This window comes from Streptomyces sp. NPDC004111 (assembly GCF_042874215.1).
Classification (GTDB): domain Bacteria; phylum Actinomycetota; class Actinomycetes; order Streptomycetales; family Streptomycetaceae; genus Streptomyces.
Map to the genome: position 1 here is coordinate 967,089 of NZ_JBIAMU010000001.1, position 12,304 is coordinate 979,392.

The 12,304-nt window shown below is 75.0% G+C and carries 11 protein-coding genes; 6 read left to right on the forward strand and 5 right to left on the reverse strand.

Annotated features, from left to right (window positions below):
- Positions 1–44 precede the first annotated feature (44 nt).
- Positions 45–374 carry a divalent-cation tolerance protein CutA gene (cutA, locus tag ACFYVL_RS04345; protein ID WP_389241248.1) on the forward strand — a complete coding sequence of 110 codons (330 nt, stop codon included), beginning with the start codon at positions 45–47 and terminating at the stop codon, positions 372–374.
- On the opposite strand, the gene ACFYVL_RS04350 is transcribed toward cutA, so the two are convergent.
- The 3 genes from ACFYVL_RS04350 to ACFYVL_RS04360 all read right to left on the reverse strand — a co-directional run bounded on the left by ACFYVL_RS04350 (position 335) and on the right by ACFYVL_RS04360 (position 3,025).
- Positions 335–1,699: a cytochrome P450 gene (locus tag ACFYVL_RS04350; protein WP_389241249.1), complete on the reverse strand. Its 1,365-nt coding sequence runs from the start codon at positions 1,697–1,699 to the stop codon at positions 335–337. The two genes, cutA and ACFYVL_RS04350, sit on opposite strands and share 40 nt — an antisense overlap.
- Entirely contained in the window at positions 1,689–2,810 is a 1,122-nt protein-coding gene (locus tag ACFYVL_RS04355) for a cytochrome P450 (RefSeq protein ID WP_389241250.1), read from the reverse strand. Before ACFYVL_RS04355 ends, ACFYVL_RS04350 begins: the two co-directional genes overlap by 11 nt.
- 134 nt (positions 2,811–2,944) lie before the next feature.
- The gene (locus tag ACFYVL_RS04360) at positions 2,945–3,025 is read right to left on the reverse strand and encodes a tryptorubin family RiPP precursor (RefSeq protein WP_389241320.1); all 81 of its coding nucleotides are present in this window, start codon (positions 3,023–3,025) and stop codon (positions 2,945–2,947) included.
- Between the two features lie 385 nt (positions 3,026–3,410).
- On the opposite strand from ACFYVL_RS04360, the gene ACFYVL_RS04365 reads away from it, so the two are divergent.
- The 3 genes from ACFYVL_RS04365 to ACFYVL_RS04375 all read left to right on the forward strand — a co-directional run bounded on the left by ACFYVL_RS04365 (position 3,411) and on the right by ACFYVL_RS04375 (position 6,260).
- Positions 3,411–3,932, forward strand: coding sequence for a GNAT family N-acetyltransferase (locus ACFYVL_RS04365; RefSeq protein ID WP_389241251.1), 522 nt, complete (start codon positions 3,411–3,413; stop codon positions 3,930–3,932).
- A gap of 391 nt (positions 3,933–4,323) precedes the next feature.
- A complete protein-coding gene (locus ACFYVL_RS04370) occupies positions 4,324–5,481 on the forward strand; it encodes a PP2C family protein-serine/threonine phosphatase (RefSeq protein ID WP_389241252.1) in 1,158 nt (385 codons plus the stop codon).
- 128 nt (positions 5,482–5,609) lie between these two features.
- Positions 5,610–6,260 (forward strand): hypothetical protein, encoded by a 651-nt coding sequence (locus ACFYVL_RS04375; RefSeq protein WP_389241253.1) that lies wholly within the window; start codon positions 5,610–5,612, stop codon positions 6,258–6,260.
- Between the two features lie 2 nt (positions 6,261–6,262).
- Here the strand turns inward: ACFYVL_RS04375 and ACFYVL_RS04380 are convergent, their stop codons facing one another.
- Entirely contained in the window at positions 6,263–7,114 is an 852-nt protein-coding gene (locus ACFYVL_RS04380) for a sirohydrochlorin chelatase (RefSeq protein WP_389241254.1), read from the reverse strand.
- Positions 7,111–8,271 carry a uroporphyrinogen-III synthase gene (locus ACFYVL_RS04385; protein WP_389241255.1) on the reverse strand — a complete coding sequence of 387 codons (1,161 nt, stop codon included), beginning with the start codon at positions 8,269–8,271 and terminating at the stop codon, positions 7,111–7,113. Before ACFYVL_RS04385 ends, ACFYVL_RS04380 begins: the two co-directional genes overlap by 4 nt.
- Before the next feature lie 192 nt (positions 8,272–8,463).
- Here ACFYVL_RS04385 and ACFYVL_RS04390 point away from each other — a divergent pair, with 192 nt between their 5' ends.
- Both ACFYVL_RS04390 and ACFYVL_RS04395 read left to right on the forward strand, forming a co-directional pair.
- Complete coding sequence (locus tag ACFYVL_RS04390; RefSeq protein ID WP_389241256.1) at positions 8,464–10,899, forward strand: molybdopterin oxidoreductase family protein; 2,436 nt, start codon at positions 8,464–8,466, stop codon at positions 10,897–10,899.
- The gene (locus tag ACFYVL_RS04395; RefSeq protein WP_389241257.1) at positions 10,896–12,203 is read left to right on the forward strand and encodes an NAD(P)/FAD-dependent oxidoreductase; all 1,308 of its coding nucleotides are present in this window, start codon (positions 10,896–10,898) and stop codon (positions 12,201–12,203) included. The genes ACFYVL_RS04390 and ACFYVL_RS04395 overlap by 4 nt, the downstream gene beginning before the upstream one ends.
- Positions 12,204–12,304: the final 101 nt, after the last annotated feature.

A 12,304-nucleotide genomic window follows, 5' to 3' on the forward strand; every position in this document is an offset into this window, starting at 1 on the left:
CCCGCACCCGTGTGCGCGGGCCGCCGTGTGCGTACCCTCGCGCCATGACGACGACTCCCGCGTACGCCGTGCTGACCACGACCACCGACACCGAGGAGAAGGCCGGGGCTCTCGCCGACGCCGTCGTCGGGGAGCGGTTGGCCGCCTGTGCGCAGATCTGTCCGGTGTCCTCCGTGTACCGCTGGGAGGGGGCGGTCGTGCGGGGGCAGGAGTGGCGTGTCGACTTCAAGACGCGTGGTGACCTGGTGGCCCGGCTCGCGGCGCGTGTCGGGGAGTTGCACGACTACGACACGCCGGAGGTGGTCGTCGTACCCGTCACGGACGGCAGTGCGGCCTATCTGGAGTGGGTGTCGGCGGAGACGGCCGGGGACTGACTCGCCGGGGAGGGCGCTGCCGGGGTGTCCGGCCGGCGGCGCAGTCGGACCGGTAGCGTGCGCAGGCCCCGGTGGCGGGCGTTGGGCTGCCACGGGCTGCCGTCGGCCGGTCCCGCTCCGTACCGCTCGGCCGGGCGCAGTTCCGGGTAGCGGCGCAGTACGTGCGTGAAGGCGATCTCCGCCTGGAGCCGGGCCAGCGGGGCGCCGAGGCAGTGGTGGATGCCGTGGCCGAACGCCAGGTGGCGGGAGGCGTCGCGGGTGATGTCGAAGCGGTCGGGGTCGTCGAAGACGGCCGGGTCGCGGTTGGCCGCGAGCAGGCCGATCTGGACGAACTCGCCCGCCGGGATCGTGGTGCCCGCGATCTCTACGGGCTCGGCCGTGTACCGCAGCGACGCGATGCCGGACGGGCTCTCGTGGCGCAGCACCTCCTCGACCGCGCCGTGCACCAGTGACGGATCGGCGCGCAGCGCGGCGAGCTGGGCGGGGTGCTGGAGGAGGGCGTGGAAGCCGTTGGCGATGAGGTTGACGGTGGTCTGGTGACCGGCCACCACCAGCAGGAACGCCATGGAGGTGACCTCCTCGCCGGAGAGGCGTTCCCCGTCGTCGCGTGCGGCGAGCAGAGCGGACAGGAGGTCGTCGGCGGGGTGCTCCCGCTTTTCCTCGACGAGTGCGCGCAGATGGGCGAGGAGGGATTCGGCGGTGCGGACGGAGATTTCGGCGTCGGTGCCGTTGGTCCCGCTGGTTCCGTCGGTCTTGTTGGTTCCATTGGGCTCGTGGTTTTCTTCGGGGCTCCGGGTGTTGCCGCGGACGCGTACGTGCCGTGCGGAGCCGGGTGCGCCGAGAAGATCGAGGACGACCGCCAGCGGCAGTGGCAGGGCCAGCTCCCCGATCAGCTCCACCTCCTCGGCCCCCGCCGCGTCCCACCCGTCCAGCAGCGCCGTCACGCGTGCCTCGACCAAGGGCCGCAAGGCGGCGGTGCGGCGGGCGGTGAACGCCCCCTGCACGAGCCTGCGCAGCCGGGTGTGCCGGGGCGGGTCCGAGTTGAGCATGTGCGCGGTGAGCCCGCGGCCGGGGCCGCCGCCGGTGAGCCCCAGGTGCGCGGCGAACCGTTCGGTGGCGGCGTCCTTGCGCAGCCGGGGGTCGGCGAGCGCGGCCCGGCAGTCGGCGTGCCCGGTGATCAGCCACCCCTCCAGCGCGGCGTCACCGGGAAAGCGGACCTTGTGCACACCGCCGCCGCTCTCCCGCCAGCGCCGGTAGTGCGCGTGCTGGTCGGCGAAGAAACCGTCCCCGACCGGAGCGCAGCCGTCCGTTTCCTCAGGCGGCACGCCGCTCCCTGACGACGCGCACCTCGTCCACCCCGAGCAGCCCGGCCAGCGGGACCTTCGCCGACCGCTGGTCCGGGCTCACGGTCAGCCCTTCGCTGCGCAGCAGGTCCAGCAGCAGTTCGGCGAGCGGCATCACCGCGTGCCGGCCCCAGCAGCGCTCCGAGCCGTGGCCGAACCCCAGGAACCCGGGGGCGGTGTCCGGGTCGAGCGTGTCCCAGCGCTCGGGGCGGAACTCGTCCGGGTCCTCCCACAGCGCCGGGTCCCGGTGCGAGAGCAGCGGCAGTACGAGGATGTCGTCGCCGGGGCCGATGGCCGGGTCGAAGCCGGGGTACTCCGGGGACGCGTTGCGCAGCATGTTCCACGAGGGGGGCAGCAGCCGCATCGCCTCGTACAGGATGTTGCGGTTCGACGTTGCCTCGTCGAACGGCGAGCCCAGCCACAGCGCGTTGGCCACCAGCGTCGAGACGGTGAAGCAGACCGGGGCGGCGGCCCTGCGGTACATGCCCATCGCATAGCGGCGGTTGTGGTAACCGTCGGCTTCGGTCACCATACGTGCGAGGGCGGTCAGTTCGGTTCCCGGCCGCGGTGCGAACGGGCGCGGGAAGGCCGCGCCCGCGGCTATCACCGACCAGGTGAGTTTCGTCGTCAATTCAAGATTTCGGCTCATCAGAATACGCAGCCGATAGGGGTCGTTCCCCAGAATCAGATCCCGCAGGAACTTGTGGCCGGTAATCGGCCACGGACCGGAGAGGTCCACATTTCCGGGCAACGGCTTCTTCAGTCCCTGGCGTACGTCGCGCCCGACGGTCCGCATCACCGAAGCCGCCTCGGCCGGCGCGATCGAACGCCCCTGGAGCGGCTTGAAGGTGGGCCGTTCGGTCTCGGTCGCCTTGCGGGCGGACAGGATCCGGTCGGCGAGTTCGTGCCCGGCGACCCCGATGGTGTCGGGCTCCAGCCGGAACACCTCCTTGCCCCGGTGCTCCCGCAGCAGCGCGGCCAGCCGCGGTGCGAACAGGGTGGTCCGCAGGGTGGCGGGGTGCGGGGCGGCGCCGCCGGAGCCGGAGCCGGGGCCGGGGTGTTGCGGGAGTTGCGGGCGTGAAGGCTGCGTCATGGTGGAGGTCTCCGAGAGAGCCGGCGTCCCGCGGGCGGCGGGCGCGGTCCGGCGGGCGAAGCCGGGGCCTTGGGGGTGCGCGGAGGGGGTGCGGGCCCGCCCCGGAGCGTTCCGGAGGCGGGCCCGCGGACGTCCTAGTACCAGATGTACCAGGCGCTCGCCTTGAGGCTCTTCTGCGGGGTCATGGCATTCCGGATGGCAAACAGAACCTTCATTTTCTGCTCCCTGTCTCCCCTTTATATGGGGCGTAATTGGGCACACCGGTGCCCTTTGTGAGGGCGGTGCGCTGGTGGCCGTATGAATGTTCCGCGAATCGCTGAACGGTTGCTGAACATATGATCAACGCGACCGTTGATCAAGGCTTGGTGCGACTTCTTTTCCTGTTCATGGGAATTGACTCGGCGAAATTTCCGGTGCCGGAAGGGGGGAGGGCGGGAAGGGTTTATTGACGCGCCCTCTGATTGCCGGACGCGTCGTCGCGGGCACCGTCCGGGCATCGGCCGGGGGCTGTTCGGGCACCCGCCGAGTGCCTCCGGGGTGCTGTCCGCCCACCGTCGGGGCACCGTCCTGCGCGGTGGACGACCGCGCGATCATGTCCGCATGAGCGATCACTTGGCCGCGGTGCGGCTCTCCGGCTACGACCGGACCGACCAGACACGGATACTCGGCGACGCCCCCGACCCCTTCGGCGTCGCGGACACCGGGCTGACCTGGCTGCCCAAGGAGGAGCACTTCGGACTCGTACGGCCCGACGGCCGGCTCGTCGCCCACGCCGGACTGCTGCGGATCCCGCTGTCGATCGGTGACAGGGACACCGAGGCGGTGGGCGTGGGCGGGGTGGCCGTCGCGCCCGACGTACGGGGGCGGGGGCTGGCCCGGCGGGTGGTCGGCGCGGCCCTGGAGCACGCGCGGACGCTGGGACCCGAGCGGGCCCTGCTCTTCTGCCGTCCGCCGCTCGTCCCGCTGTACGAGAAGCTCGGCTGGCGGCCCGTCGTCGGCGAGGTCCGCGTCGAACAGCCCCAGGGCCCGGTAATCATGCCGCTGCGCACGATGTGGCACCCGCTGCACGACGGCACGGACTGGCCCGGGGGCGCGGTACGGCTGAGGTCGTACCCGATGTGAACGTGCGTGCGCGGCGGCCGGTTTGACCAGCGGTGGAGGCCGGGGCCCGGATGGCCCGGGGCCGGGCGGCCTGGGACCGGGCGGCCTGGGACCGGGCGGCCTGGGACCGGGCGGTCTGGCAGGCCGGACGGTCTGGGGCCGGACGGTCCAGCAGGCCGGACGCTCCGGGACCGGAGGGACTGCGGTCGGAAGGCCGCGGGCGGAGGGCCTGCGGCGGGCGGGCCCGTTGCCGGGGGAGCTGCGGCCGGAGGGCCCGCTGCCGGGGGACCTGTGGATCCCCGGCGCGGGCCCAAGGTCCGTGCCCGTGGAGACCAAAGGCCCGTTCTTCCCCGGCCCCGGACGGACAGCATGGAATTCCCGACCGTCGGCCAGCTGCTCCAGGACTTGTGACATGCCTTCACGCTTCTCCAGTCCACTGTTCGCCCACCCGGGCGAACAGCCCGGAGTGCCGCGGTCACCCCTGCTGTACCTGCTGCCCTGGACGGTCTGGCTGCTGGCCCTCGTCGCCGAGGTCCTGACCGGCCACTGCATCCGCCTCAGCCCGGTCCTGGCCGCCGTCCCCCCGCTCGCCGCGCTCGCGCACGGCTGGCGTGCGGTGGTCCTCTCCGGGGCGCTGGCCTGGCTCTCCCAACTGGCCTTCCGGTGGATCGAACCACCGCCCCCGGAGGACGCCAGTCCGCTGACCACCGGCATCGCCATGATCGGCATCACCTGTGCCAGCGCCCTGGGCTGCATGGCCAGACAGCGCGGCGAGGAACGCATCCGGCGCATGCGGTCGCTCGCGGGCGGCGTCCAGCGGGCGGTGCTGCGGCCCATACCGCCGCAGATCGGCGGCTACCGGGTGTCCGGCTTCTACCAGGCGGCCGAGCACGACGCCCGGGTCGGCGGCGACTTCTACGAGGCGCTGGAGACCCCGTACGGACTGCGCATCGTCCTGGGCGACGTGTCGGGCAAGGGGCTCACGACGGTCGACGCGACCGTGACCCTGCTCGGTGCGTTCCGCGAGGCCGCCGAACGCGAGGAGGACCCGGCGGACGTGGCCCGCTGGATGGACCGTTCGCTCGCCCGCCGCCAGCGGGCCACCGGGGACCACCGGTTCGCCACCGCGCTCATCGTGGAGGCGCACCCCGGCGGGCGGCTTCGGCTGGTCAACTGCGGCCACGTACCGCCCTGGCAGGTGGACGCCGACGGCGCCACGGAACTCGCGCTGCCGCCCGGTGCGCTGCTCGGCCTCTTCGACCACCTCCTCACCGAACCGCTCGCCACGGTCCCCCACACCCTCGCGCCGAGCGCGTCGCTGCTCGCCGTCACCGACGGGGTGACGGAGGCGCGGGACGCGGCGAGGGCGTTCTACGACCCGGCAGGCACCCTGCGCGCCCGGGGCCTGGGCGCCTGCCCGACCGCGGTCAGGGACGCCGTACTGACCGGCCTCGCCCACCACACCGGCGGGCGGCTCTCCGACGACGCGGCGGCCCTGGTGCTGGCCGGATCGGACGGTTCCGGGCGTACCATCGCCGCCGGAAGCGGGGGCGACCGACCGGCGAAGTGAGAGGCGGGACGGGCATGGGCCTGCCGGGCAGGGACAGCATGCGGTACGGGGGCGGGCGGTTCGCCGGGTACGGGGTCGGCTCGGAGGGGCCCGCACCCCGTGGAACACCTCGGCCCGACCCCCAGGCCGTGAGACCGGCGCTCGTGATCGGCGGCACCGGGATGCTCGCGGGCGTCGTCAGGCACCTGACCGCCCACGGCCGCACGACGGCCGTCCTGGCCCGCGACCACCGGACCCTCACGGCCCTCGCCGAGTCCTGCACGGGACCGGGACGCGTGGTGCCGGTCGCGGCCGACTACACGTCCGGCGCCCGGGAGTTGCGCGACGCGCTGCGCGGAGCGGCACGGCCGACCGGGCCCTTCGGGCTCGCCGTCCTGTGGGTGCGCACGCCGCACCGGCCGGACGTGCACCGGGCGGTGGCCGGGGTGCTCGCGGCCGACGCGCGCGTCGTGGAAGTGGTCGGCAGCGCGGCGGCGGACCCGGCGGGGCCCGCCCCCGAAACCCCGGAGCCCTTCCGGAACCGCCCCTACCGCAGGGTGGTCCTCGGCTTCACCGACCGGGACCGGTCCGGACCGGGCGCCGGCTCCGGTGCCGGCGGCACGCGGTGGCTCACGCACCGGGAGATATGCGAAGGAGTCCTCGCCGCGCTGCGGGGGCCGGAGGGTCCGTGCACGGCCGGTCGGAAACCGGACGCTCCGTGCGCGGGCCACGAGCCGTTCGGATCGTGCGAAACGTACCTCGTGGGCAGGGTCCGGCCCTGGTCGGACCGGCCCGGGTAGCCTCACGAAAGGGATGAAGGGCGCATAATGGGCGCGGCGTTGGCCTCGTCGTAGCGGGTCAGGACGAGTCGGGCCACTGCCTCGTGCGCGCCGAGTGGGGGTGCGGCGGCGGACTTTGCGAATACTTGGGATTCAGTCCCTTCAGTCCCTCCGGGTCCCGCGCCGGTCGCTGGCCTGGTGTTTTCGAGGGACGGAACGGGCCCACCCCCGGTCCCCGGGGACGGAGCTCCGGTCCCTGGGGCCGTACTTGCGGCCGTTGCCGCCCGGCGGGCGAAGTGGCCCGGGGTCATCAGATAGGTCGACACCGTCACCTCCCGGTGGCCCTCCGCACGCAGCGCCGCCACCGCCTCCGCCGGAGTGGGCGAGCCCCCGCACAGGTACGACGGGACCGTGGGGCGGCCCAGATGAGCGCCCAGCAGCGCGGCCATCGTGGCCGTGTCCTCCTGCGACCTCGGGTCCGAGGAGCCGGCCGAGGCCAGCACGACGGGCCCCGAGGCGGGGGCCCGGCACTGGGCCAGCCGGTCCGCGAGCGCGTGAGCGAGCAGCGGGTCGGGGCCCAGCGCACCCGCCACCCTGGCCCTGACCTGCGGGGCGTCCGCCAGGGCCGCGGGAATGTCGACCTTGATGTGGAACCCCGTGCCCAGCAGCAGCGGTACGAGGACCACCTCGCCGCAGAGCCCGGCGAGCACCTCCGCGAGGCTCGGCCGTGCCACGTCGACGTACGCCAGCCGCACCGTAAGCCCCGGCCGAAACTCCCGCACCAGGTCGACCAGCGCCTCGGTGGTGGCGGTACCGGCCGGGTCGCGGGTGCCGTGGGCGACGGCGAGCAGGGGGCGGGCCGGGGGCGCGGTCACCGGGGGTCCACCGCCAGGCGGTAGCCGCGCTTGGTCACCGTGCGGACCAGCGCGGAGTACGGCCCGAGGGCGGTGCGCAGCCGGGCGACCGCCGCCTCCACCGTGTGCGCGTCGCTCGGGCGCGGCGCGTCGGGGTCCGGGGCCCAGGCCCTGCGCAGGAGTTCGGCCCTGCTCAGCACGGTGCCGGGGCGCTCCGCCAGCGCGCGCAGGATCGCCGCCGGGAGCGGGGTGAGGTGGACGGTGCCGGAGCTGCCGGAGACGGCCGTGCCCTGGAGCGTCAGACTGCCGCCCCCGAAGGGCACCGTACGGCGGTGCCTGGCGGGCAGCTCCTGGTCGAGGGTGCGGACCAGCGAACCGAGCCGCCCGCGCTCCGGCCACACGCACGGCACGTCGGCAGCGAGCAGCGGGCGTGCGCACACCGGCCCTATGCAGGCCGCCAGGACGTGCGTACGGAGCGCGTCCAGCAGCTCGTCCCGGCGGCCCGTCTCCGCCGCCGCCCCGAGGAACGCCTCGATCGCCGGAGCGCTGGTGAAGGGCAGCGCGTGCACCTCGCCCCGTACCGTTGCCTCGACCAGCCGCCGTACCGCTTCGGGGTCGGCGGCCGCACCCCACCGGTAGACCGGCACCTCCACCACCTCCGCCCCGCGCGCCCGGAGCGCGGCCGTGAACTCCGGGAGCGCCGCCCCGTGTTCCTGGACCGCGACACGACGCCCCGCCAGCTCCTGGCCGAGCAGCCAGACCAGCATCTCGTCGACGGCCTCCGACGCGGGGGCGTAGCTCTCCCGCAGCCCGGACGCCCGGATCGCGCCGGTCGCCTTCGGCCCCCGGCTGACCACCGTCGCCTCCCGGCAGGCCGCCACGAGCCGTGCGCCCGTCCCCCACCCCTCGGCCGCGCTCATCCAGCCGCGCCAGCCGACCCCGGTGGTCGCGACCACGAAGTCCAGCGGCGCCGCCAGACACGCCTCGGTCGCCCGCCGAACCAGCGCGTCGTCGTCCAGGGGCACGATCCGCAGCGCGGGCGCGGAGAGGACCCGCGCGCCCCGGCGGCGGAGCAGGGTCTCCAGCTCGTCGCGGCGGCGGTCGGCGGTCACTCCCACGGTCAGGCCGACCAGCGGGCCCTCCGGCGGAACTTCGGTGGCGGGCAGTGCTGCTGTCATGCGCCGACCCTGACCGAACGTTGTTAAGCCGCTGTTACGGACGCGTCTCGCGGCGGTGAGAGCGCCGCATCCGCACGCTACGGGCGTGTGTCCCGCGCCTCGCACCCCGCCCCGTGCCGGGTGAGCGATACGTACCGTCCGCGCAACGCACGGGATGCGGGCGCGTAACGGCACGCGGGCACGGTGGGCCCCATGAACGCGACCCCGACAACGCTCCCGGTGGTCCCGGCGGCCCTCCCCGGCGGCCCGGCCCCCGCATCCGCCGACGCCCCCGCCGACACCCACTGCCCGTACTGCTCCCTGCAGTGCGGGATGCGGCTGCGCGCCACCGGCGAGGCCGCCCGGCCGGTGGAGATCGTCGAGCGCCCGGACTTCCCGGTGAGCCAGGGGGCCCTGTGCGGCAAGGGCATCAGCGCCGCAGCCGTCCTCGCGCCGGGCGTCCGGCTCACCACCCCGCTCGTCCGGGACGAGAAGGGCGGCCCGCTGCGGGAGGCCGGCTGGGAGGAGGCCCTGGACCGGGCCGCGGCGGCCCTGCGTACGACCGCCACCCGGTACGGCAGGGACGCGGTCGGCGTGTTCGGCGGCGGCGGTCTCACCAACGAGAAGGCGTACCTGCTCGGCAAGTTCGCCCGGGTCGCGCTGCGCACCGCGCACATCGACTACAACGGCCGCTTCTGCATGTCGTCGGCCGCCGCCGCGCACAAGGCCGCCTTCGGCCTCGACCGCGGGCTGCCGTTCCCCCTGTCCGACGTGGCGCGCACCGGCTGCGTGATCCTCGTCGGCAGCAACCTCGCCGACACGATGCCGCCCGCCGTCCGCCACCTGCGGGAACTGAGGGAAGGCGGCGGCCGGCTGATCGTCGTCGACCCGCGCCGCACCAGGACCGCCGACCTCGCCGACCTGCACCTCGCGCCGGTGCCGGGCACCGACCTGGCACTCGCGCTGGGGCTGCTGCACCTGGTGGTCGCGGGCGGCCACGTGGACGAGGAGTTCGTCGCCTCCCGCACGAGCGGCTACGAGGCGGCCAGGGCGGCGGCGATGGCGCACTGGCCGGAGCGGGTGGAGGCGATCACCGGGGTGCCGGTGGCCCAACTGCGCCGCGCGGTCGACCTGTTCGTCTCCGCCGGGACCGGCATGGTGCTCACCGCGCGCGGCCCCGAGCAGCAGAGCAAGGGCGTCGACACGGTCGGCGCGTGGATCAACCTGTGCCTGGCCACCGGCCGGGCCGGCCGCCCGCTGTCCGGCTACGGCTGCCTCACCGGCCAGGGCAACGGCCAAGGTGGCCGCGAACACGGCCAGAAGGCCGACCAGTTGCCCGGCTACCGCTCGATCACCGACCCGGCGGCCCGCGCGCACGTCGCCCGTGTCTGGGGCGTCGACCCCGCCGACCTCCCCGGCCCCGGCGTCTCCGCGTACGAACTCCTCGACGCGCTCGGCACGAAGGGCGGGGTGCGCGCCCTGTTCCTGATGGGCTCCAACCCGGTCGTCTCCGCCCCCGACGCCCGCCGGATCACCGCCCGCATCCGCGCCCTGGACACGCTGGTGGTCTGCGACGTGGTGCTCTCCGAGACCGCCGAACTCGCCGACGTCGTACTCCCGTCGGCCCAGTGGGCGGAGGAGACCGGCACCATGACCAACCTGGAGGGCCGCGTCATCCTGCGACGGGCCGCGGTACGGCCGCCCGGCCAGGTCCGCACCGATCTGTACGTCCTGCACGAACTCGCGGCCAGGCTCGGGCACGAGGAGGGCTTCCCGTACGACCCCGAGGAGGTCTTCGCGGAACTCCGCGCGGCCTCGTCGGGCGGCCAGGCCGACTACGCGGGGATCAGCTACGAGCGGATCGCGGCGGAGGACGGCGTCTTCTGGCCGTGCCCGGCGGCCCCGGACTCGGTTCTGGCCTCGGACTCGGACTCGGACCCGGCCCCGGACCCGGACCTGGCCTCGGATTCAGACCCGGCCCCGATCCCGGCTCCGGCTTCGGCCCCGGCCCTGGCCCCAGCTCCAGACCCGGCCTCGGCTCCGGCTCCGGCCCCGGCCCCAGACCCGGACCTGGACCTGGCCTCGGATTCAGCTCCGGCCCCGGGCCCTGCTACGGCCCCGGGCCCTGCTCCGGCCCCGGCCCCGGCCCCCGGCACCTCCCACCCCAGCACCCCTCGCCCGCGCACCCCCCACCCCGGCACCCCCCGCCTCTTCCTCGACCGGTTCGCCACGCCCGACGGCCGGGCCCGGTTCGCCGATGTGTCGCACCGGCCCGCCGCCGAGGAGCCGGACGCCGCGTATCCGCTGTACCTGACCACCGGGCGGGTCCTCGCCCAGTACCAGAGCGGTGCCCAGACCCGGCGCACCGCCGAGCTGAACGGGGCCGCGCCGGGCCCCTTCGTCGAACTGCACCCCCGGCTGGCCGCCCGGCTCGGTGTGGCGGACGGCGAACTGCTCGCCGTCACCAGCAGGCGCGGGCGGGCCACCGCGCCCGCGCGGGTCAGCGGGGCGATCCGTCCGGACACCGTGTTCATGCCGTTCCACTGGGCGGGCGAGGGCCGCGCGAACTCCCTCACCCACGCCGCGCTGGACCCCACGTCGCGGATGCCGGAGTTCAAGGTGTGCGCGGTGAAGGTGGAGAAGGCATGACGCCGGTACGCGTGGCCGTGGCCGGGGCGGGCATGGCGGCGGCCCGCCTCGCCCGCCAGACCCTCGCCCAGGCGCCGCCCGGCACCGTGGAGTTCACGCTGTACGGCCACGAGCCGTACGCCCCGTACAACCGCGCCCTGCTCGCCGGCGTCCTCGACGGCCGGTACGCGCCCGACGCCCTCGCCCTGCCGACCGGCGGAGCGGACGTGCTCACGGGCACGGAGGTCGTCGCCCTGGACACGGCGGCCCGCACCCTGCGCACCGGCACGGGGGAGAGCGCCGGCTACGACGTGCTCGTCCTCGCCACCGGGGCGAACCCGGTACTGCCGCCGATCCGCCGGCTGCACCGCCCGGAGCCCGGCACCGTCCCCGGCGCCCCCTCCGGCCACCCGTCGCGCGAACTCAAGGACGGGGTGCACGCCTTCCGCTCCCTCACCGACTGCGTACGCCTCGCCGAGGCGGCCCGAAGCGCCCGGCGGGCCGTCGTCGTCGGCGGCGGGGTGCTCGGTGTCAGCGCCGCCCGCGCGCTCGCCGCCCTCGGTATCCCCGTCGAAGTCGTGCACCAGGCACCGCATCTGATGGAGCGTCACCTCGACGAGGAGGCGGGCGCCACCGTCCGCCGCGCCCTCGAAGGCATGGGTGCGGCCGTGTACACCGGCAACCGGGCCCGCGCCCTGCACGGCGACACCGCCGTCACCGGGGTCGCCCTGGCCAACGGCCACGTGCTCGACTGCGACCTGGTCGTGCTCGCCTGCGGGGTCCGCCCCCGCACCGGACTCGCCCGCGCCGCCGGGATCGAGGTGCGGCGGGGCATCGTCGTCGACGACACCCTCGCCACCTCCGCGCCCGGGGTGTACGCCGTCGGCGACTGCACCGAACACCGGGGCGCCGTCCACGGGCTGACCGGCCCCGCCTGGGCGCAGGCCGACGTGCTGGCCGCCCGTCTCTCCGGGGCCCGCCCAGGCGCCGTGTACACGGGCGCCGGAGTGCACGGACTGGCCCGGCTCACCGCCGGAGCCCTCGAAATCGCCGCGTTCGGCGAGGTCGCGGACACCGCGGGGGACGCGCTGCGGCTCGCCGACGGCACCCGGGGCACGTACGGCTCGTACAAGAAGCTCGTGATGCGCGGGGACCGCCTCGTCGGCGCGATCCTCGTCGGCGACCTCGCCGCGGTCGGGGAGCTGACCCGCACCTACGAGCGGGGCGAGCCGCTGCCGTCCCGCCCCCTGGACCTGCTCACCGGGCCGGAACCCCCCACTGCCACCACCGCACCGACCGCCACCACCGAAGGAGCCGTGCTGTGAAGGAATCGACGGGCAAGGAATCGACGGGCGAAGAGCCGACGGGCGAAGAGCCGGCGGGCCGGGAACCGCGGGGCGAAGCGCCGCAGGGCGCGGAAACGCGG

Coding starts and splice junctions, on each gene's coding strand:
- cutA (WP_389241248.1), top strand. CDS start 45: ATGACGACGACTCCCGCGTACGCCGTGCTGACCACGACCACCGACACC.
- ACFYVL_RS04355 (WP_389241250.1), bottom strand. CDS start 2,810: ATGACGCAGCCTTCACGCCCGCAACTCCCGCAACACCCCGGCCCCGGC.
- ACFYVL_RS04360 (WP_389241320.1), bottom strand. CDS start 3,025: ATGAAGGTTCTGTTTGCCATCCGGAATGCCATGACCCCGCAGAAGAGC.
- ACFYVL_RS04365 (WP_389241251.1), top strand. CDS start 3,411: ATGAGCGATCACTTGGCCGCGGTGCGGCTCTCCGGCTACGACCGGACC.
- ACFYVL_RS04370 (WP_389241252.1), top strand. CDS start 4,324: ATGCCTTCACGCTTCTCCAGTCCACTGTTCGCCCACCCGGGCGAACAG.
- ACFYVL_RS04385 (WP_389241255.1), bottom strand. CDS start 8,271: ATGACAGCAGCACTGCCCGCCACCGAAGTTCCGCCGGAGGGCCCGCTG.
- ACFYVL_RS04390 (WP_389241256.1), top strand. CDS start 8,464: ATGAACGCGACCCCGACAACGCTCCCGGTGGTCCCGGCGGCCCTCCCC.
- ACFYVL_RS04395 (WP_389241257.1), top strand. CDS start 10,896: ATGACGCCGGTACGCGTGGCCGTGGCCGGGGCGGGCATGGCGGCGGCC.